The organism is Streptomyces sp. NPDC048600, assembly GCF_055587025.1.
This window is the reverse complement of the sequence record NZ_JBVJGZ010000031.1, coordinates 65,896-88,519: the sequence shown is the minus strand read 5'-3', so window position 1 is coordinate 88,519 and position 22,624 is coordinate 65,896. Positions and strand designations below refer to the sequence as shown.

Genomic DNA, 22,624 nt, shown 5'->3' with positions numbered 1-22,624 from the left:
GCCGACGGCAACGCGATATTCACGATCGTCGCGTCCAGCACGACCATCAACTGCGCCAGAGCGATGAAGACAAGAGCCTTCCAGCGACCCGGATCGGGCGCGAGGGAGGCCGGGGAGGCGGCCTTGGAAGCTGTTTCAGACATGGAGGTACCCACTTCGGGACTTCGTGACGGAAGAATCGGGTCGTATCGAGCGGACGTGTCAGGCCGACGTGTCCGGTGAAAAGGGCGTGGTCGGGGACGGCTCGGCGGCCGGTCGCCGCGAGCTCGTTATGCGTGGTGCCTGAGTGATGACTGGAGTGGAGCGCTGAACTGATCGGTCAGGCCTTGCGCAGGTCCTCCATGGTCAGAGCCTTCCCCGGCAGGGTGGAGCGGGCCGGAGCCCGCAGCCCGTCGAGGAACAGCTGAAGATGGCGGTGGACGAACCGGTCGACCTCCAGGCACGCGGCACCGGCCGGGGGCCTGCTGAGCTGGGCCACCGCGACCATCAGGTCGCCGAAGCCCACATCGGGCCTGAGCTGGCCGGCCTCCTTGGCGCGGTCCATGATCGCCTCGACGAGTTCCTCGCACCGCAGGCGCGAGGCCTCCAGGTCCGGGTGGTTCTGGTCGAAGGTGCTCTGGATCATGGGGCACAACGCGCTGATCCGCTCGTCCGCGGCCGTGTGCGTGAAGCGCTCCAGTGCCTCGAAGGCGTCCCCGGTCTCCGCGAGCGCGTCCTCGGCCGCCGCGACCGTACGGTCCATGACGGAGCAGACGACCTCGCGCACCAGGGCGTCGCGGTCGGGGAAGTTGCGGTACACCGTGGCGTTGCCGACGCCGGCCCGGCGGGCGATCTCGTCGAGCGGCACGTCGGGGCCGAACTCGACGAACATCTCGCGGGCGGCGGAGACGATCCGCTCCCGGTTGCGCAGGGCGTCGGCACGCAGCCGCATCGCCGGGCGGCGCACTGGGGTGGCGGCGGTCGTCGTCACGGCGTACTCCTCGGTCGGATCGGTTCGGTTCGTACTCGGTCGGTACTCGGTCGGTGCTCGTTCGTTCTCTGTCCGGTCGGGGCTCGCGCCCCGCCGGGGTGTCCGGCGACTGGACCCTGGGGCGGTGACCCCTCGAAGCCCCTGGGGCGGTGACCCCTGGATCCGATCCGGGGACTGGATCCCCGTTTCGCCGTACGCACGATTAAACGGGGATGGGCTCCCCGCTTATTTCCCGACTCTCGAGAGATTTCATGTGACCTGAGTCACAAACATCGGAGCGGGAATCGCACGATCGGTCTCTTCCAGCGAGCGCACCCCGATCCCCCGGCACAGGGTGATCGAAAGGGTGCAGCCGGTGACCGGTGGCTGCCCGGAGACCGAAGGGCCCCCGCATGCAGCCGCAGCCGACCAGCCGCATACGCCCGCGCCGCGCCGCCGCCCTCGCCTCCGTGACGGCCCTGACCCTCGCGGTCAGCACCTCCGCGGGCGCCGGCCGCCTGACGCTCGGCGGTACGGCATCCGGCCCGGGTCCCGCGGCGCTGGCGCGCTCCTCGGCCCTCGCGCCCTGCATGATCAACGGCGGCGCCGAGGTCCAGATGTCGGAGGGCGTCCCGACGCCGGCCGGCTACTCCCCCTCCACGGGCACGGTCCGCGCCCTCACCCTGATGATCGACTTCTCCGACGCGCCCGGCGAGGGACCCGCCCTCGAGCGCTTCCGGGAGTTCTTCCCCCAGACCCAGCACTGGTTCCGCACCGCCAGCTACGGCCGGCTCGACTACCGCCCCGAGGCGCCGATCACCGGCTGGCTGCGGATGCCGAAGCCGTTCGCCGAGTACGGCATAGAGCGCGGCGCCCCCTTCGACCCCGGCTACCGCCGCCTGGTCCAGGACATCATCACCTCGGCCGACCCCAGGGTCGACTTCCGCTCCTACGACCTCCTCAACGTCCTGGTCACCCCCAACGCGGGCCCTTCCGCCCTGGACACGGTCCTGTCGGTGACCTTCGCGGGCAACACCGACGCCCCGGTCGCCGACGGCGTCCCCGTCGCCAACGCGTCCTTCGTCTACTCCCGCCAGGACGACGGCTCCGGCTCCTACGACCGCACCGGCTACCGCGTCCTCCCCCACGAGAACGGCCATGTCTTCGGCCTGCCCGACCTCTACACCCAGGAGGGCGGGGGCGCGGTCGGCCACTGGGACATCATGAGCGAGGACTGGGGGGCCAACAACGACTTCCTCGGCTGGCACAAGTGGAAGCTGGGCTGGCTGGACACCTCCCAGATCAGCTGCGCGGCCGCCCGGGGCACGACCGAGCACGCCCTCACCCCCCTCTCCACCACCGGCGGCGCCAAGCTGGTCTTCGTCCCCCTCGACAAGCGCACCGGCTACGCCGTCGAACTGCGCACCCGGGGCGGCAACGACGAGTCCATCTGCCGCCCCGGCGTCCTGATCTACAAGGTCGACGCCGACATCGACACCGGCCAGGGCCCGATCCGCGTCTACGACTCCCAGCGCGACAGCGGCGGCTGCACCCGCAGCCCCAACGTCCACGCCGAACTCTCCGACGCCCCCTTCTCCCCCGGCGAAACCTTCAAGGACCCCACCCGAAGCATCACGATCAAGGTGGCGGGCGCGGACCTGGAGGGCGTCTACCGGATACGGGTCACTCGGGGGTGAGGGATCTTGAGCGGCGCACGGAGGTCGGGGCGTGCGGAGGTCCGGGCGCGCGAAGGTCCGGGCGTCCTGACGCCGAGCAGCAGATCGTCCAGCACCTCGCCTCGAGCTCCCGGACGGAGTGGTGAGCTTCCCGTTCCCCGGCCCGGCCCTAACTCCCCGGCCCCGCAAACGACCACCCGCTACACTGTCGGCGGCGGTGTTCGTCATGCGCGCACCACCTTGCCTTCGTAGCTCAGGGGATAGAGCACCGCTCTCCTAAAGCGGGTGTCGCAGGTTCGAATCCTGCCGGGGGCACCAGCGCAAAGGCCCCGGACCGATCTTGGTCCGGGGCCTTTGACGTCTACTTCTGGCATCAACGGGGCGGCCGCTCACGGATGGGTGTCTCCCGAGCAGGCCTGGATCAGCTCCCAGCTACTCGCCCACACGAGAATGCCTGTGGCGCTAGACGAATCGACTCGGCAGCGGCCGAGCTGGGCTTCCCGGACGTCACCACTTGAGCCGGGTTCGATCTCCATGGATCCGGATCACCAAGGCGCGCACGGCATCACCGCCTTCGCTCGGAACGTGAACGAGCCCCGCTTGGCGGATGCGTTCGTCCGCAACCAGAAGCCCCTCCACACCATGTGCCGGCCAGGCATCCCGTGAAGCCTCGAAGAGGGGGCGCACAGCCGCCCACCCGGGACCAGGCTCGAAGCGACAGTCCGTCCAGAACATGTCGAACTCATCCAGCCGAAGCGTTCCCACCAGGGAGTCTCCCTGTTTGAGCCACCAAGTCTCTTCCGTCACTGCATCCGCCTCCCCACTCTGCTTCTCAGGTAGCCGGCAGTTGGTACGACAGAACATAGGCGTCCGCCGCCATGACCGTGTCGCAGACTTCGACAGCTCGCCCCTCGGTGTCGAAGGCGGTCCGGATCAGATGGATGACGGGCACCGCGGCGGCGAGGTGCAGTGTCTTGACCTCGGCGGGCGACGGCCTACGAGCGCGGATCTCCTCCTCGAAGTGGTCGAGGCGGTGGCCCAGCTCTTCGAGGCGGGCGCAGATGCCGCCGGGGCCGGGGTTGGGTTCGGCGATCGGCGTACCGAGTGCAACACGCAACGACCACCACGCGCAGGAGTCCGCCACCTCTGAAAACTGCGGATACTCAGAGGATTTCTCCTGGGTTGGCCCTTCCGCTTGTTCAGGGGCGTGCCATGCGCGTGGCTGGGGGTGGCGTCGGGGCGCCTCAGGGTTCCCCGTTCTCGGCCATGTCGATCGCCGAGGGGAAGGTCTTCAGGAGCTCGCGTCGTGCGGGGTCCTGTTCCTGCTCGGCCTGGGCCGTGAGTACGCGCAGGAGGCGTCATGCGGGCAACCTAGCCGGTTCCAGGGCTGTCGCCGCGGGTGGGAGGGGCCCTAGGGTGCGGCTTACGGTCGATGATGCCCCCGGCTGTCCTGCGTGTGGTCGGGCCATGGAGTCCGGTGGGCTCGTCCTTGTGCGGCGGGAGGACGATGGTCGGCGCGGCTGCCGGTCGTTGTGGAGGTGTGCGGGGCGGCATCTCTGGTGGCGTTGGGCCGATCGGCCGGAGGACCCTTTGGAGGTCTGTCCCGCTCCGCAGCTGTTCCGGTGACCGTCAGTTCGCGGTGGACATGGGGATCCAGCCCGCGGGGTCGCGGTACCAGTAGTGCGGTAGCCCTTTGATGCCCGCGGTGCGGAACGGGCGGCCGTGGTCGTCGATGCGTACCGTGCCGCTCCGGCCCTGGGAGGACCAGTCGAGTTCGAGGTACCAGTCGCAGGTGCAGGACGCGGTGCCCGCGGAGAGCAGCAGGACCTCCGGCTCCCGTAGGGACACCCGGTAGGGGAAGTCGATCGCCGGAGTCGGTCTGTCCGGGTCGTTGCCGGGCCTGGAGCGGGCCAGGGGGCGGCGTGCGTCGAGGTCCACGGCGAAGTGGCGGGGGATCAGGACGGCGCCGCAGCCTTCGTACATGGAGTACGCCGTGCCCTGGGGTGCTGCCGGGGTGGTGCGGTCGACGACGCGCACATGCAGGGCCTCCAGGACGACGGCCGCGTTGCCCCGTCCCTGCACCGAGATCCGCAGATTGGTGGTGCGTCCGTGCACCGCGCCCTGGGACACCGCCCACACCTCGGCGTCCTGCGGGGTCGGTGGCGGCGGGACCTCCCCCGGCGGCTTGTCGATGACGTAGTCGTGGTCGCATTCGAGTTGCCAGAGGTGGGAGTTGGCCGTCCAGGTCAGCGGGGCCGGCACCGAGGGTCCCGGTGCGGTGCGGGCGGAGGCCGACGGTTCACCACCGCCCGGGTGGGGTCCGGCGGCGGACGTGGTGAGGCCGGCGAGTGCGACGGCGAGCACCGCCGCCAGTGCCATCGATCGTGAGGGCCTTCGGCGGGGGCGTTCGGCCTCCGTCGCCTGGCTGTCGGGTCTCGCGGACGCCGCCGATGTCGTGGTGATCGTCGTGTGTTGCGGCGTCTGTGGCCGCCGGGCGTCGGACGTGCCCGATCGTTGCCGTGCCGCGACCGCCAGGATCCACCTGCGGTGCAACTCCACGCGTTCCTCCGGGGAGGCTCCGCAGAGCGCGGCGAACCTCTCGATCCCGCTGAAGCTCAGGGGGACCGCCTCTCCGGCGCAGTAGCGGTGCAGCGTGGAGGCGCTCATGCCCAGGCGGCGGGCCAGCGCCGCGTAGCTGCGGTCCGTGCGCTCCTTCAGACGCGTCAGCAGCAACGCGAACTCCGCTACGTCGTCGTGGATCGCGTCCATGTGGTCCGTACTCGCATCCGTCCGTCGGCCTGTGCCGTCCCGCCCCTGCCCGGGCCGGTGTCCCAGGTACTCCCGCTACCTGCACGTCAGTACGGCCGGGACGGTTCCAGCGTTGCGCCGGACTTCCTTCCCCATGGGGTTCCCGTCCCGGACGGGCATCCCAGGCTTCGCTGTTTCCGCAGGTGAACTGGGGTGGGATCGTTCCGCCGTCGCAGGTCGGCGGACCGCGGTTGTCCCAGGGGCGGGCCGCGTTCGACGCTGTGGCCGTCGCACCGGCTGAAGCGGCCGACCGCCCGGTAGCGCCACGACACCCCGACTTGCACCCCAGGTCCGCAGGACCGGGCGGTTGGCGCGTGCGACCTCCTACCGATCAGACAAGGAACACGCATATGAACGTGAAGTCTCTTGTGGGCCGCCGCGCCGCCGTGGTCACCGGTCTCGTCCTGGCTCTCGGGTGTGGTGTGTCGGCGCAGGCGGCCTCCCCCACCGGGCCGCAGACGGTCGCCGCCAAGACCGCCAAGACCGCCAACGCCGCCAAGGCCACCAAGGCCGCCGTCGCCGCCTGCCCCCAGGAGGTCCTCGGGGTGTCCGCCGTGAAGGAGCCCGCGGACAGCGAGGACGCCAGGCACCTTCTGCTCACCGTCCAGAACATCGGTGACAAGAAGTGCAACCTCTACCGCTACCCCCTCGTGCGGCTCGGTGCCGGCCGGACCACGGCCCCCGTGATCAAGGAGAGCGACCCGAACCCGGGAGTGCCCGTCACCCTGGCTCCGGGTGAGGAGGCGTACGCCGCCCTGCTCGTCAACGGCCCCATGGATGAGTACGAGGCGAAGAGCATCACGCTCGGCCTCCAGGGCCGTAAGCCCGGCAGCAGGGTGGGCGAGCCGGTCAACGTCCCCATGCCCGTCGAGACGCTGTACGCCAACGACGGTCAGCGCGTCACCTACTGGACGACCGCTCCCGGTTACGCCCTCGATTTCATCATGTCGAAGTGACCTGACCGGCCTGGTCTGTTGAAGTCTCCGCCGGCCCCCGGCCCCCGGTGCCGCAGGGGCGCATCCCTGCCGGGCACCGGCGCGACCGCCCGCCACCTTCCGAGGACTCGGAAGGTGGCGGGCCTTCGGCGTCTACGCGCCGAGGGGCACCCACTGGCGCGCGCCGTCGCCGCCGGTGCCGAACCAGTAGTGGGGCAGGCCCTTGATGCCGCTGGTGCGGAACGGGCGGCCGTGGTCGTCGACGCGGGCCGTACCGCTGCGGCCCTGGGAGGACCAGTCGAGTTCCAGGTACCAGGCGCAGTCGTACGCCTCGGTCACCGCGGTGACCAGGAACGCCTCCGGGTCATCGGCGGAGACACGGTAGGGGAACCGCACCACGGGGAGGGGCGTTGCGGTGTCGCCGCCGGAGCGCGCGCGGGCGATCGGGCGGTCGACGTCAAGGTTCACGGAGAACTCACGGGGCATCAGGTCGCCCCCGCAGCCCTGGCCCATGGCGTACGCGTTGCCGGGGGCCGGGGTGCCGCGGCTGACGACGCGGACTCTGAGGGCCTCCAGGACCACGGCTGTTGACGACTTCCCCTGCACCGAGATCCGCACCATCGTCTGCCGTCCCGGCACCGCCCCCTGCGTCGCCGCCCACGCCTCGGCGTCCTGCTCCACCGGCGGCGGGGGCACTCGGTCCGGCTCCTTCTGGATGACGTAGTCGTGTCCGCAGCCTCCCTCCCAGACCTGGGAGTCGGCGGTCCAGGTGAGCGGCGCGTCCGCCGGCGTGGGAACGCCGGTCCCGCTGCCGGCCATGTTGCCGGTCCCGCTGTCCGTAGACGGTTCGGTTCCTGTCGTACGGGAGCTGCCGGGGGGCTTCGCGGAGTCGTGGCGCGAGCGGTCGGACGACAGCGTCGGCAGACCGGCCAGCACCGCCGCCAGTACGGCGGCCACGACCGCGCCCACGGCGGTGCGGCGTCGGCGGTACCAGGGCCGTCCGGTCGAGCGGGCCGTTTCCGACCGGGCCGTCGCGTGAGGGCCCGCCGCTTCCGTCGGCTCCTCCAGTTGTCTCGCCTCAGGCTCCCTCGCCTCCGGTTCTCTCGCCGCAGGCCCCCTCGCCTCCGGCTCCACCACCCCCTCCCCCACCCGCCCCCGCTGCCGTGCCGCCACCGCGAGCAGCCACAGTCGGTGCAGTTCGAGGCGTTCCTCCGGCGTCGCCCCGCAGAAGGCGGCCAGGCGCTCCACCGGGGCGTAGTCCTGCGGGACCGCCTCGCCCGCGCAGTAGCGGTGCAGCGTGGAGGTGTTCATGCTGAGGCGGCGGGCCAGCGAGCCGTAGCTCCGGTCCGTACGGTCCTTCAGCCGGCGCAGCAGCGCGGCGAACTGCTCGACGTCGTCCCCGGTCGGCACCGTTCCTCCGTCTCCCTCGTGTCCCTGTGTCCCAGGCGGCCCATATATCTGCACGTCAGATGGGCTGGGATGGTTCCATGCCCGGCGCGGGGGCGTCCGGCGTTGCGCCGGGCCGCCGTGCCGCCCGATGCTCTTGGTGTCGCACCGACCAGGGCCGGACCGACCACTCGGCGGCGGGCCACGGACGACATCGCGGGCGACGGACGACATCCCTGCGCACGCCCCACCGGCCCATGACCAGGGCCGCCCTCCGCCACGGGGGTGGGGAGGGCGGCCCTCGACCACCGACAGCGCCGACCGGCGCGGCTCCGCATCGCCCAGAGCACGCGCCGGCCGGCCGATGCACCACTAGAACCACTGGAACCACTCGGACCACTCGGACCACTCGGACCACTCGGACCACTCGGACCACGGAGAACACACACATGAGCAGCAAGACCCGCGCCGTGCTGACCGCCGGCTTCCTCGCCGTCACCCTCGGCCTCGGCGCCACCGTCCAGGCCTCCGCCGGAGCCCCGCGCAGTGTCGGCGGCAAGCCGTCGGACGACATCACGCGCATCGCCGACTTCTACGGCGCCTACACCGACGCGAGGTCCGACGAGGGCGGCGGCAGCCTGGCGAAGGCCCTGCGCGGCCACTACCTCACGCCGGCCCTCCAGAAGCAGCTGGCGGCCTGGGAGAACCGGGAGCACGCCGACGGCGTCCTGCGCGCCCAGAACGTCCCGCTCGCCTGGAAGGTCACCGACAACGGCAGCGTCGGCAACCGCACCGAGGCCGTCGTCACCCTCACCTGGGGCAGCGGCACCACCAGCCTGGTCGTCGACATCGCCCGCGACAGCCACAGGATCTACCGCATCGCGGAGAAGGGCGCGGGCGCCAGGTAACGGCGCGTCAGAGCAGGTCCGCCCAGACGTTCCAGCCCGAAGTCGCCTTGGTGACACGGGCCTTGAAGCCGCCCGTGCCCGTGCCCGCGTGGAAGTGCAGGGCGCCCGCGGAGGTCGTCGTCATCAGGTCGGCCTTGCCGTCGCCGTCGGCGTCGCCCGGGGAGAAGAGGGCGCGGTACTGCTGCCAGCCCGTGCCGATCCTCACCCGGGGCAGGAAGGGCGCCGAGGCTCTGCCCGTGCCCGTCAGGCGCCACAGGGAGCCCGAGGTGTCCCGGGCCAGGACGTCGGGGCGGCCGTCGCCGGTGTAGTCGCCGCCGGCGATCAGGGCGTTGTAGCCCTGCCAGCCGGTGGCCACCTGGACGCGGGCGGCGACCGAAGTGCCGGAGCCGTTGCCCGCGTTGAGATAGACGGTGCCGGTGGTGGTGACCGACAGCAGGTCGCCCTTGCCGTCGCCGGTGAGGTCGCCGGGGCCGAGGATGCGGCCGTACGACGTGGAGCCCCCGGCGATCTCGGGGTCGGTCAGCGCGTAGTACGCCGGGTTGGTCAGACGGCCGGTGCCGGTGGAGTGGACGACCAGGTCGGCGAGGCCGTTCTCGCGCAGGGCGGAGGCGTAGGCCAGACGGGTCGTCGAGCGGGGCCAAGTCCCGCCGATCTCCAGTCTGCTCGTCAGGGAGCCGGTGCCGGTCACCTCGTAGCTGTAGAGCGAGCCGGCGGAGGTGCGGGCCATGATGCCGAACTTGCCGAAGTGCGGGGTGTTGCCCGCGCCCGCGAACTGTGTGACCTTGCCCCAGCCCGTGCTGCGCGCCGAGCGGGTGCCGAAGGTGCCCCTGCCGTCGCCGGCGTAGAACCACAGCGCGCCGGAGAAGTCGCGGGCCAGCAGGTCGGTCCTGCCGTTCCCGTCCCAGTCGCCGCCGCCGATGAGCTGGTTGTACGAGGCCCACTCGCTCCTCGGGTCCTGGACGCGGGCGGCGAAGGTGCCGGGGCCGCGGCCCGGGTAGCGGTAGAGGACCCCGGCGGGGGTGCGGGCGAGGACGTCGCCGACTCCGTCGCCGTCGAGGTCGCCCGCGCCGGTCAGCTGGTCGAACTGCTGCCAGCCGGTGCCCGCCTTCACCCGGGCGCCGAAGGCGCCCTTGCCGTCCCCCGGGTGGAACCACAGCGCGCCGGAGAAGTCCCGGGCCAGCAGGTCGGCCCTGCCGTCGCGGTTCATGTCGCCCGGGGCGAGGACCTTGTTGTAGATCTGCCAGCCGGTGGCGACCGTACGGTACGAGCCGAGGCCGCCGGGTGTCCTCGCGTAGACGCCGGTGTGCAGCCGCAGGGCGCCGCTCGGGCTCAGGGTCAGGATGTCCTGGACGCCGTCCGAGTCCAGGTCGCCGGGCGTCAGGACGTCCTTGACCTTGGACACGTCCGAGTCCAGGGCCATCGTCTCGGGCGCGGACGTGCCGGTGTTCACGTACAACTGGCCCGCCACGTTCCGGTAGACCAGGTCCGTGGTGCCGTCGGCGTCGAAGTCGCCGCGCGTCGGGACCTTCGCGTCGGCGTCCCCGGGCAGCGCGACGAAGACGCCGGCCGCGAGGACCGCGGCGGTGGCGGCCAGGACGGGCAGCGAGCGGGGCCGCCGGTGTCCCCGGCCTGCGCCGGACCGCCGGGATCGGGTGGTGAACACGTTCTCTCCCGGTGGGGTCAGGGGGTGGCCGTCGTGGTCTCGGGGGACGCCTGCGCGCCGGTGCTCGCCGGCGCCTCCACCCCGGTCTGCCGCACGCCCGGCACCCCGTCGTCCACGCGGAACGTCGCGGCCGTGGCCGTCGTGCCGTTCCTCGTCAGCACCGTGGAGATCGCGCGCAGTTGGGCGTCGATGCCGTCGGGGGCGATGTCCAGGAGGAGGTAGCCGCGGCGCGCGTCGATCATCTTCCAGTGCGGGTTGTCGGCCAGCTTGGGCGCCCATTCGGCGGCGAAGGCCTGGAGGTCCTCGTCGCCGTTGCTGGAGATGGAGGTGCCGACGAACTCGGCGCCGACGACCGGGGACGCCGGGTCGGCGTAGTCCGGCTTGAGATCGCTGACGATGGTGCGGTGGCGGTCGCCGGACAGGACGACCGGGTTGCGCACGGACCGGAACTCCTTCAGCAGGGAGGCGCGTTCCTGCTGGTAGCCGTCCCAGGCGTCGTACGACCACTCCTTGCCCGTACCGGCCAGGAAGTCGGTCTCGGCCATCATCACCTGGGAGGCGACGAGGTTCCAGATGGTGCCGGGCTCGGCCATGCCCGCGAGCAGCCAGTCCCGCTGGGCGTCGCCCATGATGACGCGGCCCGACCCGGCCGCGGCCTCGGCGGTGGCCGCCTGGTCGTCGCGGTACTGACGGGTGTCCAGGACGTGCAGCCGGGCCAGGGCGCCGAAGTCGAGCCTGCGGTACATCAGGGCGTCCGGGCCGCTGGGCTTCTGCCGGGCGCGGACCGGCATGTGCTCGTAGAACGCCTGGAAGGCGGCCGAGCGGCGGGCGAGGAAGGTGTCGCGCGGCCAGGCGACCGGGTCGCCCGCCACGGCTCCGGCCCAGTCCTGGTCCACCTCGTGGTCGTCGAACACGACGACGAAGGGCGCGGCGGCGCGCATCGCCTGGAGGTCGGGGTCGGTGTTGTACTGCTCGTGCCGGGCGCGGTACTGGGCCAGCGTGACGGGCGCGCCCCCGCCCTCGTGGCGGCGTACGCGGTACGAGTAGGCGGAGCTCTCGTAGATGTAGTCGCCGACGAACAGCACCAGGTCGGGCCGCTGTTCCTTCATGTCGCGGTACGGAGTGAACCAGCCGTGCTGCCAGTTCTGGCAGGAGGCGAGGGCGATGCGCAGGCGCTCGGGGGTGCTTCCGGCGGCCGGGGCGGTACGGGTCCTGCCCGTGCCGGAGGTGCGGCCGAGGGCCTTGAAGCGGTACCAGTAGTCCGTCGCCGGGGTCAGGCCGGTGACGTCGACGTGGACGCTGTGGCCGAGGGAGGCGCTCGCCGTCGCCGTACCGCTTCTGACGATGCTCGTGAAGGCGCTGTCCGCCGCGAGTTCCCAGGTCACCGGCACCGTGGGGGCGAGGATGCCGGAGCCGCCCTGCTGGGCGGGGGTCAGTCGGGTCCAGAGCACGATCGCGTTCGGGAGCGGGTCGCCGGAGGCCACGCCGAGCTTGAAGACCGTGCCGCTCACGTTCACGCCGGGGCCCGCCGGAGCCGTCGGGCCGCCCACGGAGGCCGAGGCGTCGCCGGTCAGGTACTGCCCGGCGGCCAGCGCGCCCGCGGCGCCCAGCGTCGCCGCGCCCGCGCCCAGGAACCGCCTGCGGCGTATGCCGTCCGAACTGCTCGGGTCCACAGCACGTGCCCTTCCCCCGGAGGCGGTGCGCTGGGCAGCGCCGGTGAACTGATCGGCGGGATTCTAATACCCTCGCCGGTGAGGAACGCGGACGCCCGACCGGCCGCGCGGACACCGAAAGAGACGGCAGGAGCCATGCGCCGACCCACGCTCTCCCTCGTCGCGGCCGCCCTGCTGCTGGCCGGGGCGACGGCCTGCTCCTCCTCGTCGTCGGACGCCGGGGACCGTCCCGGCGGCGAGGCCGGGGCGAACTCGTCCCGCTCGGACGGGAACGGCGGCGCGGCGTCCGACCCCGAGGACCCGAACGGCCCGAACGGGCCGAACGGGCAGGACAGTCGGAACGGCCCGGGTGGCGGTGGCGGTGGCGCCTCCTCGCCACCGCCCGGCGTCCTCTACGGCGCCGACCGGCTCCCCACCCCCGCCGCCGACCGCTGCCGTACGAAGGACCTGTCGGCCGTGGCCCGCAGCACCGGGCAGGGCCGCGCCTCGGTCGTGCTCACCAACGAGGGCGACGGCTCCTGCACCCTGCGCGGCTTCCCCTCACTGCTCCTCGTGGGCGAGGCCGGCCGCGCCGAACTGCCGGTGGACTGGGACGGTTCGGCGGCGAACGCCGAGGAGGTCACCCTGGCCCCGGGCGACTCCGCCTCCGCCGGGCTCACCTTCCTGGGGCTGGACGAGTGCGAGCCGGTCGGCGCCCTGGACGTCGTACCGCCCGGCGAGTCACGGCCGCTGACGCCCGGCTTCACGACGGCGGGCGGGGCGCGGGCGGACGTACGGATCTGCGACACCGGGGTGAAGGTGACGGCGTTCGCGCCCACGCCGTGAGCCCCGGCCCGCCGCGTCCCCGTCCCCGTCCCCGTCCACGAGCCATGAACCCCGGCGCTAGGCCGGGCGGCCCGCCTCCCGCATCCGGGCGAACGCGTACACGCACCCCGCGAGCGCGAGGTCGGACAGCAGCATGAAGCCGATGGAGTAGGAGTCCTTGGCGCTGTAGACGGCGCCCATGACCAACGGCGGGACGAAACCGCCGAGGCCGCCCATGGCGCCGACGATGCCGGTGACACTGCCGACCTGGGGCTGCGGGGTGACCCGGGCGACCAGCGCGAAGACGGAGCCGCTGGCGGTGCCGAGGCCCGCGGCCATCACCAGCAGACAGATGGTGGCGCCGGGGTTCAGGGCCGGGTCGAAGGACTGGACGACGGCCAGCAGCGCCACCGTTCCCAGCGCGCAGGACGTGACCACCGCCGGGTGCACGCGGTCGGCGAGCCAGCCGCCGATGGGCCGGAAGACGACGGCGACCAGGGCGAAACCCGCGGCCTTGGTGCCGGCGTCGGTGGGGCTGAGGCCGTACCAGGTCCTGAGGTAGGTCGGCAGATAGACGCCGAAGGCCACGATGCCGCCGAAGCCGATGGCGTACAGGGCCGACAGCTCCCAGGTGACGCGCAGTCGGCCCGCCTGGCCCAGCCGGGTGGTGAGCGGGGTCGTGGGAACGGGCCGGCCGGGACGGTCGTCGATCAGGAACACCGCCGCGGCCGCGTACACCGCGAGGGCCGCCGCCAGCACCAGGAACGGCAGGTTCTCGCTGTGGTGGTACATCCGCGGGGTGAAGTAGCCGGACAGCGCTACGCCGCCCATGCCCATGCCGAAGACGCCGAGGGCCGCGCCGCGCCGGGCGGGCGGGAACCAGGAGTTGACCAGCGGGACGCCGATCGCGAACGTCGTGCCGCCGAGGCCGAGGACGAATCCGACGGCGATGAGCGCCCCATAGGACTCCTTGGCCGGGATCAGCAGCAGGACCGGCACGATCGTCAACGCGCTGACCAGCGGGAACATCAGCCGGGCGCCGTAGCGGTCGGTGAGTGCGCCGGCCGGGACCCGGCCCAGGGAGCCGACCAGCACGGGGACGGCGACCAGCAGGGACTGGGCGAAGGAGCTCATGTGCAGCTGCTCGTCGAGGTCGGAGGCGAGCGGGGCGACGAGGTTCCAGGCCCAGAAGGTGAGTGTGAAGCCGAGGGTGGCCATCACCAGGTTCCGCCAGGCGGCGGGCGGAACCCGGTCGCCGCCGGGCCGCTCGGCGGCGGGCTGCTCACTGGGCGCGTGGCCGGTCGTCGACACGCCTCCGATGATCGGCCGTGCCACGACGGCCCGCATCTCGGCGCGTGCACGCGGACCGGGCGAACGGACTCCGCCACGGCCGCGGCGGAGGAGCGCGCGAGGCCGTCTGGGCTGCCCCGTCCGCTCGCGCGTCCCGGTCGTCCCGGTCGTATCGGCGGGGGCGCGGGCGCCGTTAGGCTTCCCTCATGGCAAAGGCCGATGGGGAGCGGATGAGCGTGGTGACCGCGTTGGTGCGGTCCTCGTACCTGGTGGACGCCGTGTACGCCGACGCGAGCCACGCGTACGGGCTGACGCCGCAGCAGGGCAAGCTGCTGTGCGTGCTGATGCCCCAGCCGTACGGCATGCGCGAGCTGGGCGAGATGCTGGGGCTGGCCAAGTCGAGCCTGACCGGTCTGGTGGACCGCACCGCGCAGCGCGGGCTGGTGCGCCGGGAGGCCGATCCCAGCGACGGCCGCGCGGTGCGCGTGGCGCTGACCGCGCAGGGCGCCCGGCTGGCGGAGGAGTTCTACGACGAGGCCTGCCGCCGCATCGACGAGCTGCCCTCGGGCCTGAACGCGCGGGAGCGCGACCAGCTGGCCGCGCTCCTGGCTCGCGTGGTGCAGGACAACAAGGTGCCCGAGGTCTTCCTCGACCCCCAGCCCTGACCGGGCTACGACGTCTGCGGCGCCTCGGTGCCGAACAGCTCCCGGAACATCCCGACGAACAGGTCCGTCCCCTTGTACCGCGCCACCACCTCGGCCGGGACGACGACCGCGGCCGCGGGGTCCTCCTCCGAGGGGAACTGCCCGACGCCGCGCTCGGGGCCGAGCGGCAGCAGGACGGAGGGCACGGGCGAGGGCGTGTAGACGGCCCCGGGGGTCTCGCCGCGCAGTTGGGCGGAGATGTTCGCGGCGGCGACCCGCGCGTGCTGCATGGCGTACCCGGCCATCTTGGCCTCGGGGAGGTCGGTGAGGTCGCCGATCGCGTAGACGTGGTCGTAGCCCTCGACCGTGAGGGTGCCGGTGACCCGGACCCGGCCCCTGTCCGTACGGGTGGTCAGGGCGCCGTCGGCGAGGTAGTCGCCGTTCGTGCGGACGCCGTGGGCGCGGAACCAGATGTCGGCGGTGATCTCGCCGCCGTCGGCGGTGGCCACGGTGAAGGTCTTGGCGCGGCCGGGCTCGGCCGGCGGCTCCTGCGCCAGGGCGGTGCCCAGCCGGAGTACGACGCCCGCCTCGGCCAGCTGCCTGTGCAGGTCGTCGCGCAGGCTCCGCTCGAAGGCGGGCAGCAGCGCGGGCGCCGGGTCCAGGACCGTGACCTCCTTGCCGGGCCACACGTGCTTGATCTCGCCGGCGAGTTCCAGGCCGACCGGGCCCGCGCCGGTGATCAGCACCCGTGCGGCGCCCGCCAGTTCCTCGTGGGTCTCGCGCAGCCGGCCCAGCGCCTCGACGGCGTCGTCCTGTTCGGCCCGGGCGGGGAACGGGTAGCGCGAGCCGGTGGCCAGCACCAGGTAGTCGGCGTCGATCCGGGTGCCGTCGGCCAGGGTCACGCCCGCGGGGTCGGCGGAGGCGACCTTCTGCCGCACGACCCTGCCGCGCTCCAGCAGCCGGTCGTAGGAGTGGAAGACGTTCTGCGCCCAGTCGGGCCGGACCAGGGCCCGCAGCGAGCCTGCCGCGTGCTCGAAGGCGTCCTTGGGCTCGATCAGGACGACATCGGCCTCGGCGTCCAGGGCCTTGGCGGCCGTCGCGCCGCCGTACCCCCCGCCGATGACGACGACGGTACGGCCGGTGGTGGATGTCGTGGATGCCATGACTCTTCAACTCCCCCTGGACGGACCCGCGAACGGATGCGCGGGATTCGGTTCGTGTCACGAACTATATTGGTTCGCAGTACGAACTTCAATGGAGTCTCCGGACGATCGGTCGAGCCGCGCCAGAGTCAGCGTCACCGCGATCGAGGCGCCCGCCATGACCGTCATGGCCGTTGCCGGGGAGGTCAGTTGGGCCACCGCACCGGCGAGCGCGGCGCTCAGCCCCTGCCCGGTGAGCATTCCGGCGGAGTGCAGCCCGAGCGCGTGGCCCGCCAGTTCGTCGGGGGTGAGCCGCAGCAGGCGTTCCTGCTGGACCAGGCTCGCGGCGAAGCCGACGGCGGCGAGACAGGCGGCGAGGGCGGCCCAGGGCGCCTCCGGGCGCAGCACGAACACGAGGTAGGGCGCCGCAAGGAGCAGCAGCAGCGGGGTGGCGAGGCGGGCGCGCGCCCCCGGCGGCAGCAGCCGGCCCACCGCGAGGTCGCCGGCCAGCATGCCGAGCGCGCTGACGGCGAACAGCGCGCCCGCGGCCCCGGGGTCGTAGGAGACGAAGAGGGATTCGCAGCCGACCACCAGCCCGTTGGGGACCCACAGGCCCAGATAGGTCAGGCGGCGGGGGCGGGAGGACCACAGCGTGGCGTTGGTGCGCCAGGTGGCCCGTGCCGAGGGGCGGCCGCCGGCGCGCGGCGGGCGGGCCGTCAGGCCGAGCCGGACGACGACCGCCGACAGGGCGTACAGAGCCGCCGCGAGCAGCAGACAGGCGGCCGGGGAGAGCAGGGTCAGCAGGGCGCCCCCGGTCGCGAAGCCCGCGACCTGCGTCAGCCCGTTCTGCATGCTGAACACCGAACGGCCCAGCAGATAACCCTCCTTGGAGAGGATCTCGTTCAGCAGGCCCCAGCGCACTCCCCCACCCAGCGAGGCGATCAGGCCCTGGAGCAGGACGACCGCGAACACCGCGCCGAGCGGCAGGCCGGGCAGGGCGAGCACCGCGGTGCCCGCCGCGAAGGCCGCCGCGATCCCGGTCAGCACGGGCCTCGGCGGCAGCCGATCCGCGGCCGAGAGCAGGAAGGCCGCCCCCAGCACCTGGGTCAGCTGGGGGCCGAACATGCTCACCGCCGACAGCAGCGGGGAGTCGGTGGCCCGGTAGACGAGTGTGGCCAGGGCCAGGCCGCCGATGGTGTGGGCCGCGGTGTGGGCGGCCGAGGCGAGGAAGAACGGAGTGAACTCCGGGGTGCGGAACAGTGCTCGGTAACTGCGCATGCGGCGGAGTCTGGGAGCGGGGCGCGGCCGGTGGTTACTGTTTCGCGTACGCGCGAAACGTCCGGGGGGCCGTCGATGGGCTGGTGGCAGGTCAACGCCGACACCCTCGCCGGGAGCCGGTTCCTGATCTCGCCGTACGCGGAGACGTTCGCCTGTCTGAAGCTCCTGCAGGCGGGGGCCGGGGCCCATCCGGGCGAGGAGGCCTGGCTGCGGGCCCATCTGCCCGGTCACCGTGCCCGGCTCGCCGCCGACCCGGTGACCGGGCTGCTCGTACGGGCCGGGCTCGGGCGGGAGTGGATCGCCGACTTCCTGACGCCCACCCCGCGCGACGGGGAGACTTTCGAGGACACCTTGGCCCGGGTGCGGGCCGTCGCGCCCGACGAGGCCCGTGCTCATCTGAGGACGTCTCTGGCCGGACCGCTGCCCGCCGCGCTGGACCGGGACGACCTCGCCGAGCGGGCCGCCGCGCTGCTGTCGCGCTTGTGGTCCGAGACCGTACGGCCGGACTGGGCGCGGCGCCGGCGGGTGCTGGAGGCCGATGTCGTGGCGAGGACCTCGCAGGTCGGCCAGGGAGGCTGGGCGGCCGTGCTGGGGGCTCTGCGGCCGGGGACGCGGTGGCTCGGCGACAACCGGCTCCAGGTCAACACGCACGCATACCCGCCGCGCGAGATCTCCGGGGCCGAGCTGGTCTTCGTGCCGGTGACGCCCCGGGCGGGGTGGGTGTCCTGGGAGAGCCGGGCGCGGTACGCGGTGGTGTACCCGGCCTCCGGGGTGCTGGCCGGTGGCACCGCGCCGGTGCCCGCCGCGCTCGCGGCGCTGCTCGGGACGGGCCGGGCAGCGGTGCTCGGCCTCCTCGCCTCCCCCATGTCCACGACGCAGCTGGTCGCCGTGACCGGGCAGGGGCTCGGGTCGGTGGGGCGGCATCTGCGGCTGCTGCTGGACGCGGGGCTGGTGGCGCGGCGGCGGGCGGGGAGGTCGGTGCTGTACTCGCGCACGGCCGCCGGGGAGGTGCTGATGAAGGCGGCCGGGGGCGGTGGGCGGTGAGGAGGCGCGGTCGTCACGCGGTGGAGCCGCACCGGCACGGACCGCACCCCCGAGATGCGTGGCGTTAGCATCCGCCCATGACTACTGAACTGAACGGCACCTCCCCCCTCGGCGTCTCGATCGACGCCCTCACCGGCGGCTCCGCGGAACTGGCCTCCTACGCGGGCCGGGCCGTACTGGTCGTGAACGTGGCCTCGAAGTGCGGACTGACGCCGCAGTACAGCGGCCTGGAGCGGCTCCAGGAGCGGTTCGCCGAGAAGGGGTTCACGGTGCTCGGTGTGCCGTGCAACCAGTTCCTCGGGCAGGAGCCGGGGTCGGCCGAGGAGATCGCGGAGTTCTGCTCGGCGACGTACGGGGTGAGCTTCCCGATGACCGAGAAGGTCGAGGTGAACGGGGAGGGGCGGCACGCGCTGTACGAGCGGCTGGTCGGCTTCGCGGACGGCGAGGGGCACAGCGGGGACATCCGCTGGAACTTCGAGAAGTTCCTGATCGGCCGGGACGGGCAGGTCGTCGGGCGTTTCTCGCCGCAGACCGAGCCGGAGTCTGCGGAGCTGGTGGCGGCCGTCGAGAAGGCGATCGGCTGACCCTCCCGCCGGTTGTTGACCTTGCCCCTGGGGCAAGGGGGAGCGTCGGAGTCGCCGGGCGGGACAGGCCGTCCGGCGACGGAGGGCGAGGCTGCCTGAGATGGACGACGACGAACTGCTGACCATCGGCGCGTTCGCCGCGCGGGCCCGGCTGTCGGCCAAGGCGCTGCGGCTGTACGACCGGCTGGGGCTGCTGGCCCCGGCCCGGGTCGACGCCGTCACCGGCTACCGCTACTACCGGGCCGGCCAGATCGAGCGGGCCCGGCTGGTGGCGCTGCTGCGGCAGCTGGACATGCCGCTGGCGCGGATCGCCGAGGTGGCCGACGCGGACGCCGGCGAGGCCGCCGGGCTGCTGGCGGCGTACTGGGCGGACGCGGAGTCGCGGTTCGCCGTGCGGCGGACGCTGGCCGAGTACCTCCGTGGACGCCTTTCGGGGAGGAGCTCCGAGATGTACGGAAAGTTCACGGTCGAGACGGTCGAGGTGCCCGCGCGGGCGGTGCTCACCGAGACCCGGCACGTCCTGGCGGACGAGCTGCCCGCCTGGATCGGGGCGTCGATGGGACGCCTGGAGCAGGCGGCCGGCGCCTGCGGGGGCGTCGCCGCGGCGCCGTACGTCGTCTACCACGCGGCGGTGTCGATGGAGAGCGACGGCCCCGCCGAGAGCTGTGTGCCGGTCGTCGACGAGGCCGCGGCGCGGGCCTGGGCCGAGCGGCACGGCCGCACCTGGGAGACCCGGGTCCGGGTGGAGCCCGCCCGGAAGCTGGCGTACACCCGGATCACCAAGGCGCAGGTCGCGCATCCGCAGATCCTGGCGGCCTTCGAGGCCGTGGAGGAGTGGATGAAGCGCGAGGGGCTGTCCTACGACGGTCCCTGCCGGGAGATCTACTTCACCGACTGGGACGCGGCCGGGCCCGAGGACCCGGTCTGCGACGTGGCGTTCCCGGTGCGCTGACCGCTCGCCGTACGGACCCGGCGCCGGGCGGAGGCGTTCCGCGCGGCGCCGGGCACAAGCCGAGCCCCCTCGGCAAGGACGGCGAGCTCGTCGAGAGGGCTCCTGAGGTGAGGCTTGTTGAGTTGTCGTGCGGCGGAGGATCAGGAAGACCCTCCGTTTCAGGCCTTGACCGAGGTCACGAACGCCTGCCACGCGCCGGTCGGGAAGGCGAGGGTCGGGCCGTCGGTGACCTTGGAGTCACGCACCGACAGTGCGGCCGGGACAGGGGACTTGACCTCGACGCACGCGCCGTTGCCCTGGGAGTAGGACGACTTGACCCACGTGTCCGTCGCGCCCTGCTTGATCGCCATTTTCGCTCCAGTAGCCAGTTGCTTGCTGAGTTGCGGAGTTGCTGTGTTTGCGCCAACCCGTGTGCTCGATTGGCGTGATCGACGCTACTCGCCAACTCAGCTGCCTGGAGGAACCGTTCACCCGACCGGATGACATATTCCAGAGGGACTTCCCTCAAGGTCGTCTAACGGTGTACCTTTCGGCGCCCCTGCTCCGGTACGGCCTCGGCAACCGCTTCCAGGGCGGCCCTCAGTTCTCGCGGGCGTAGTCCTTGGCCACCTTGGAGATGAACTCCCGGGTCTGCTCGACGTTCAGCGCCTGGGCCCTCAAGTGCTCGTACATCACGCTGTACTTGGACACGTCCTGGGCCTTCTCCAGGTACAGGTCGCTGGTCACGCCCTCGATGTAGACCACGGTGGAGTCGGCGGCGTCGGGGAACTCCAGGATCGCGTACTGGCCGCTGACGCCCGGGTGGGCGCCCATGGAGAACGGGATCACCTGCACGGTGACGTGGGGCAGTTGGGCCATCTCCAGCAGATGCTCCAGCTGCTCGATCATCACCTGGCGGTTGCCGACCTCGCGGCGCAGCGCGGCCTCGTCGACCACGGCCCACAGGCGGAGCGGGTTGTCGGCGGCGGAAATACGTTCCTGCCTTCGCATGCGGACCTGTACGCGCTTGTCGATGTCGGCCTGCGCGGCCTCCGGCAGGGCGCCCGCGATCAGCGCCTCGGCGTAGCCGCGGGTCTGCAGCAGGCCCGGCACGACCTGCGGGTCGTACACCCGCAGGCTGGCCGCGTCGGTCTCCAGGCCGATGTACACGCTGTACGGCACATCGCCGAAGGCGTGCCACCAGCCCTGCTGGCGGGAGTCCTTGGCCATCTGCATCAGCGAGTCGACGACGCGCTGGTCCTCCACCTCGTAGACCCCGCACAGATCGCGGACGTCACGCTGGCTGATACTGCGCCGGCCGTTCTCCAGGCGGCTGATCTTCGACTGCGACACCAGCAGCCGTTCGGCCACCTCCTCCGCGGTCATGCCCTTGAGTTCACGGAGCCGGCGCAGCTCCTGGCCCAGCCGGCGCCGCCTGACGGTGGGATTGACATTGGACGCCACGAGACGTGCACCTCCGGCTACTGCCTGTACCTGACACTTTGCGTATCTGCTGTTGAGCAGACTGCCACCAAGGTGCTTCCTACCGCTGGCAAACGGGGGATATGCGCGAGGTGCACGACAGTGAACGCGCGAAGCCGCGATCCGGACACGCGGCCCGCCCCATCCGGACACGGACGGGTCCCTGTCCGGACAGGGGAACGAGCGGCCGCTCGAACGCGGAGTGGGGTCGGGGTGGCGCGCTGCGTGGGTGTGTGGTGCGGGGCCGCGCCGGGGGGTGTCCGTCCTCGGTCCGCCGGACGGGTCCCCTACGGGAGTTCTGGTGTTCGACGGCGGCCGCTGCGGGCGGACACCCCCCGACACGTCCCCTCCCCGCCGTACGCGGCTGTCGGCCCCGTCGGTTCAGATTCCGCCGCGCCGTGGGGGTGTGGGGGTGAGACGGGCGGCCGCCCGCAAGACGTCGGGGCTCAGGCCGGAGACGGTCGTCGGGTGGTGTCGCCCTGGGGCGGGCACGACCGGCTGCCCGAGGGGCGTCGGGGCGCGGGCCGGGGTGGGGCCGGCGGGCGCGAACCGGGTGCGGACGAGGGGGGGGGGGGGGGGGGGTGGGGGGGCGTCCCCCCCCCCCCCCCCCCCGCGGCGGCTCCCGGTGACGGGTTCGGGGGGTCGTGCGGCGGTGCCGGGCCCTCGGCTCAGTGGACTCCGGCGCGTGCCATGGGACTGCGGTGCGGCTGCACCGGAACACCGCGAGCGGGTTCCGCTGCCGGCCTGCCCGGGGCGGCCTGACGGCCGGCCGGGGCCGGGCTGCGGCGCGGCTGGACCGCGACGCCGTTCTGGACGTCCATGACCGCGTGCGCCACGAGACCGCCCATGGGGTCGTGCCTGATCAGATCCCGCAGCCGGGAGCGCGAGGAGCGGCCCTCGTTGCCCGGGTACAGGTGCTTGCCGAGTCCGACCGCGTGGGCCAGGGCGGCGAGCGCCGCGGTCCGCGGGTCCGGCGGGACGCCGGTGCGGATCGCGGAGTCCAGCCGGGCCCTGATCTCCCGGCTGATCGCCGTGTCCGTCGCCTGGTAGCGAGTCGTCGGCAGCACTCCGCACATCTGGCCCGCCACGGCATGCACCATGCCGCACCGCTCCAGATGCGAGAGGTAGGTCTGGCGCAGCCCGAGACGCGGCCCGCCGATCCAGTGGACGGCCCGAACCGGAGCGCCGCGCCTTCGCAGCAACTCCAACGCGCAGTCCAGTGTCGGATCTCCAGTCGGCCGTGGGGACACCACGGCGATACGATCCCCGTCTGGGGCTATCCGTCCGGCCAGCGCCAGCTCCACTAGCTGTGCTCCGGCCAGACCGAGGTCGAGCGACTGCGGCTGTGCAGTGGTACCCGTGGTCGGGTCCAGTGCCAGCAACAGAAGCTCCTCCGGAATTGTTCTGCGGCTCCTGCCCATCCATGC

Annotated in this window: 19 protein-coding genes, 1 tRNA gene and 1 pseudogene; 9 read left to right on the top strand and 12 right to left on the bottom strand. The window is 72.6% G+C overall.

The window, feature by feature from the left end:
• Positions 1–319: 319 nt before the first annotated feature.
• Positions 320–931: a TetR/AcrR family transcriptional regulator gene (locus ACZ6SQ_RS32230; protein ID WP_469568409.1), complete on the bottom strand. Its 612-nt coding sequence runs from the start codon at positions 929–931 to the stop codon at positions 320–322.
• 431 nt (positions 932–1,362) lie between these two features.
• On the opposite strand from ACZ6SQ_RS32230, the gene ACZ6SQ_RS32225 reads away from it, so the two are divergent.
• Together ACZ6SQ_RS32225 and ACZ6SQ_RS32220 are read left to right on the top strand one after the other, a co-directional pair.
• Positions 1,363–2,646: a M6 family metalloprotease domain-containing protein gene (locus tag ACZ6SQ_RS32225; protein ID WP_469568396.1), complete on the top strand. Its 1,284-nt coding sequence runs from the start codon at positions 1,363–1,365 to the stop codon at positions 2,644–2,646.
• Between the two features lie 221 nt (positions 2,647–2,867).
• A tRNA-Arg gene (locus tag ACZ6SQ_RS32220) sits at positions 2,868–2,943 on the top strand.
• Positions 2,944–3,457: 514 nt separating this feature from the next.
• Here ACZ6SQ_RS32220 and ACZ6SQ_RS32215 read toward each other — a convergent pair.
• Positions 3,458–3,742: pseudogene (locus ACZ6SQ_RS32215) on the bottom strand (UTRA domain-containing protein); the annotation flags it as partial.
• A 512-nt stretch (positions 3,743–4,254) separates the two neighbouring features.
• Complete coding sequence (locus ACZ6SQ_RS32210) at positions 4,255–5,394, bottom strand: helix-turn-helix domain-containing protein (protein ID WP_469568393.1); 1,140 nt, start codon at positions 5,392–5,394, stop codon at positions 4,255–4,257.
• A 389-nt stretch (positions 5,395–5,783) separates the two neighbouring features.
• On the opposite strand from ACZ6SQ_RS32210, the gene ACZ6SQ_RS32205 reads away from it, so the two are divergent.
• Positions 5,784–6,389, top strand: coding sequence for a DUF4232 domain-containing protein (locus tag ACZ6SQ_RS32205; protein WP_469568391.1), 606 nt, complete (start codon positions 5,784–5,786; stop codon positions 6,387–6,389).
• 132 nt (positions 6,390–6,521) lie between these two features.
• Here ACZ6SQ_RS32205 and ACZ6SQ_RS32200 read toward each other — a convergent pair whose 3' ends face one another.
• Entirely contained in the window at positions 6,522–7,778 is a 1,257-nt protein-coding gene (locus ACZ6SQ_RS32200) for a helix-turn-helix domain-containing protein (protein WP_469568389.1), read from the bottom strand.
• A 425-nt stretch (positions 7,779–8,203) separates the two neighbouring features.
• On the opposite strand from ACZ6SQ_RS32200, the gene ACZ6SQ_RS32195 reads away from it, so the two are divergent.
• Positions 8,204–8,662 (top strand): hypothetical protein, encoded by a 459-nt coding sequence (locus ACZ6SQ_RS32195; RefSeq protein ID WP_469568387.1) that lies wholly within the window; start codon positions 8,204–8,206, stop codon positions 8,660–8,662.
• 7 nt (positions 8,663–8,669) lie between these two features.
• On the opposite strand, the gene ACZ6SQ_RS32190 is transcribed toward ACZ6SQ_RS32195, so the two are convergent.
• Positions 8,670–10,325, bottom strand: coding sequence for an FG-GAP repeat domain-containing protein (locus tag ACZ6SQ_RS32190; RefSeq protein ID WP_469568385.1), 1,656 nt, complete (start codon positions 10,323–10,325; stop codon positions 8,670–8,672).
• A 17-nt stretch (positions 10,326–10,342) separates the two neighbouring features.
• Positions 10,343–11,998 carry an alkaline phosphatase D family protein gene (locus tag ACZ6SQ_RS32185; RefSeq protein ID WP_469568382.1) on the bottom strand — a complete coding sequence of 552 codons (1,656 nt, stop codon included), beginning with the start codon at positions 11,996–11,998 and terminating at the stop codon, positions 10,343–10,345.
• 135 nt (positions 11,999–12,133) lie between these two features.
• On the opposite strand from ACZ6SQ_RS32185, the gene ACZ6SQ_RS32180 reads away from it, so the two are divergent.
• Complete coding sequence (locus tag ACZ6SQ_RS32180) at positions 12,134–12,823, top strand: DUF4232 domain-containing protein (RefSeq protein ID WP_469568380.1); 690 nt, start codon at positions 12,134–12,136, stop codon at positions 12,821–12,823.
• Positions 12,824–12,880: 57 nt separating this feature from the next.
• On the opposite strand, the gene ACZ6SQ_RS32175 is transcribed toward ACZ6SQ_RS32180, so the two are convergent.
• The gene (locus ACZ6SQ_RS32175) at positions 12,881–14,020 is read right to left on the bottom strand and encodes an MFS transporter (protein WP_469568407.1); all 1,140 of its coding nucleotides are present in this window, start codon (positions 14,018–14,020) and stop codon (positions 12,881–12,883) included.
• A 302-nt stretch (positions 14,021–14,322) separates the two neighbouring features.
• On the opposite strand from ACZ6SQ_RS32175, the gene ACZ6SQ_RS32170 reads away from it, so the two are divergent.
• Positions 14,323–14,757 carry a MarR family winged helix-turn-helix transcriptional regulator gene (locus ACZ6SQ_RS32170; protein WP_469568404.1) on the top strand — a complete coding sequence of 145 codons (435 nt, stop codon included), beginning with the start codon at positions 14,323–14,325 and terminating at the stop codon, positions 14,755–14,757.
• 5 nt (positions 14,758–14,762) lie between these two features.
• Here ACZ6SQ_RS32170 and ACZ6SQ_RS32165 read toward each other — a convergent pair whose 3' ends face one another.
• Together ACZ6SQ_RS32165 and ACZ6SQ_RS32160 are read right to left on the bottom strand one after the other, a co-directional pair.
• Positions 14,763–15,899, bottom strand: a complete 1,137-nt coding sequence (locus tag ACZ6SQ_RS32165) for an NAD(P)/FAD-dependent oxidoreductase (protein ID WP_469568378.1) — start codon at positions 15,897–15,899, stop codon at positions 14,763–14,765.
• Positions 15,900–15,956: 57 nt separating this feature from the next.
• Positions 15,957–17,156: an MFS transporter gene (locus tag ACZ6SQ_RS32160; RefSeq protein WP_469568376.1), complete on the bottom strand. Its 1,200-nt coding sequence runs from the start codon at positions 17,154–17,156 to the stop codon at positions 15,957–15,959.
• Positions 17,157–17,231: 75 nt separating this feature from the next.
• Between ACZ6SQ_RS32160 and ACZ6SQ_RS32155 the strand changes: the two genes are divergently transcribed.
• The 3 genes from ACZ6SQ_RS32155 (at position 17,232) to ACZ6SQ_RS32145 (ending at position 19,736) form a co-directional block, all read left to right on the top strand.
• The gene (locus ACZ6SQ_RS32155; RefSeq protein ID WP_469568373.1) at positions 17,232–18,200 is read left to right on the top strand and encodes an ArsR/SmtB family transcription factor; all 969 of its coding nucleotides are present in this window, start codon (positions 17,232–17,234) and stop codon (positions 18,198–18,200) included.
• A 77-nt stretch (positions 18,201–18,277) separates the two neighbouring features.
• Positions 18,278–18,784: a glutathione peroxidase gene (locus tag ACZ6SQ_RS32150; RefSeq protein ID WP_469568371.1), complete on the top strand. Its 507-nt coding sequence runs from the start codon at positions 18,278–18,280 to the stop codon at positions 18,782–18,784.
• 100 nt (positions 18,785–18,884) lie between these two features.
• Positions 18,885–19,736 (top strand): MerR family transcriptional regulator, encoded by an 852-nt coding sequence (locus ACZ6SQ_RS32145; RefSeq protein ID WP_469568369.1) that lies wholly within the window; start codon positions 18,885–18,887, stop codon positions 19,734–19,736.
• Between the two features lie 158 nt (positions 19,737–19,894).
• Here the strand turns inward: ACZ6SQ_RS32145 and ACZ6SQ_RS32140 are convergent, their stop codons facing one another.
• The 3 genes from ACZ6SQ_RS32140 to ACZ6SQ_RS32130 form a co-directional block, all read right to left on the bottom strand.
• Positions 19,895–20,086, bottom strand: a complete 192-nt coding sequence (locus ACZ6SQ_RS32140) for a DUF397 domain-containing protein (protein WP_356688680.1) — start codon at positions 20,084–20,086, stop codon at positions 19,895–19,897.
• A gap of 229 nt (positions 20,087–20,315) precedes the next feature.
• A complete protein-coding gene (locus ACZ6SQ_RS32135; protein ID WP_386377584.1) occupies positions 20,316–21,179 on the bottom strand; it encodes a helix-turn-helix domain-containing protein in 864 nt (287 codons plus the stop codon).
• Positions 21,180–21,865: 686 nt separating this feature from the next.
• Positions 21,866–22,618 (bottom strand): GOLPH3/VPS74 family protein, encoded by a 753-nt coding sequence (locus ACZ6SQ_RS32130; RefSeq protein ID WP_469568365.1) that lies wholly within the window; start codon positions 22,616–22,618, stop codon positions 21,866–21,868.
• Positions 22,619–22,624 lie beyond the last annotated feature (6 nt).

Bases quoted from the DNA above. Each gene is read 5' to 3' on its own strand.
- ACZ6SQ_RS32165 (WP_469568378.1), bottom strand. From the start codon at position 15,899: ATGGCATCCACGACATCCACCACCGGCCGTACCGTCGTCGTCATCGGC.
- ACZ6SQ_RS32160 (WP_469568376.1), bottom strand. From the start codon at position 17,156: ATGCGCAGTTACCGAGCACTGTTCCGCACCCCGGAGTTCACTCCGTTC.
- ACZ6SQ_RS32210 (WP_469568393.1), bottom strand. From the start codon at position 5,394: ATGGACGCGATCCACGACGACGTAGCGGAGTTCGCGTTGCTGCTGACG.
- ACZ6SQ_RS32230 (WP_469568409.1), bottom strand. From the start codon at position 931: ATGCGGCTGCGTGCCGACGCCCTGCGCAACCGGGAGCGGATCGTCTCC.
- ACZ6SQ_RS32205 (WP_469568391.1), top strand. From the start codon at position 5,784: ATGAACGTGAAGTCTCTTGTGGGCCGCCGCGCCGCCGTGGTCACCGGT.
- ACZ6SQ_RS32130 (WP_469568365.1), bottom strand. From the start codon at position 22,618: ATGGGCAGGAGCCGCAGAACAATTCCGGAGGAGCTTCTGTTGCTGGCA.
- ACZ6SQ_RS32145 (WP_469568369.1), top strand. From the start codon at position 18,885: ATGGACGACGACGAACTGCTGACCATCGGCGCGTTCGCCGCGCGGGCC.
- ACZ6SQ_RS32150 (WP_469568371.1), top strand. From the start codon at position 18,278: ATGACTACTGAACTGAACGGCACCTCCCCCCTCGGCGTCTCGATCGAC.
- ACZ6SQ_RS32140 (WP_356688680.1), bottom strand. From the start codon at position 20,086: ATGGCGATCAAGCAGGGCGCGACGGACACGTGGGTCAAGTCGTCCTAC.
- ACZ6SQ_RS32155 (WP_469568373.1), top strand. From the start codon at position 17,232: ATGGGCTGGTGGCAGGTCAACGCCGACACCCTCGCCGGGAGCCGGTTC.
- ACZ6SQ_RS32225 (WP_469568396.1), top strand. From the start codon at position 1,363: ATGCAGCCGCAGCCGACCAGCCGCATACGCCCGCGCCGCGCCGCCGCC.
- ACZ6SQ_RS32170 (WP_469568404.1), top strand. From the start codon at position 14,323: ATGAGCGTGGTGACCGCGTTGGTGCGGTCCTCGTACCTGGTGGACGCC.
- ACZ6SQ_RS32195 (WP_469568387.1), top strand. From the start codon at position 8,204: ATGAGCAGCAAGACCCGCGCCGTGCTGACCGCCGGCTTCCTCGCCGTC.
- ACZ6SQ_RS32180 (WP_469568380.1), top strand. From the start codon at position 12,134: ATGCGCCGACCCACGCTCTCCCTCGTCGCGGCCGCCCTGCTGCTGGCC.
- ACZ6SQ_RS32175 (WP_469568407.1), bottom strand. From the start codon at position 14,020: ATGGCCACCCTCGGCTTCACACTCACCTTCTGGGCCTGGAACCTCGTC.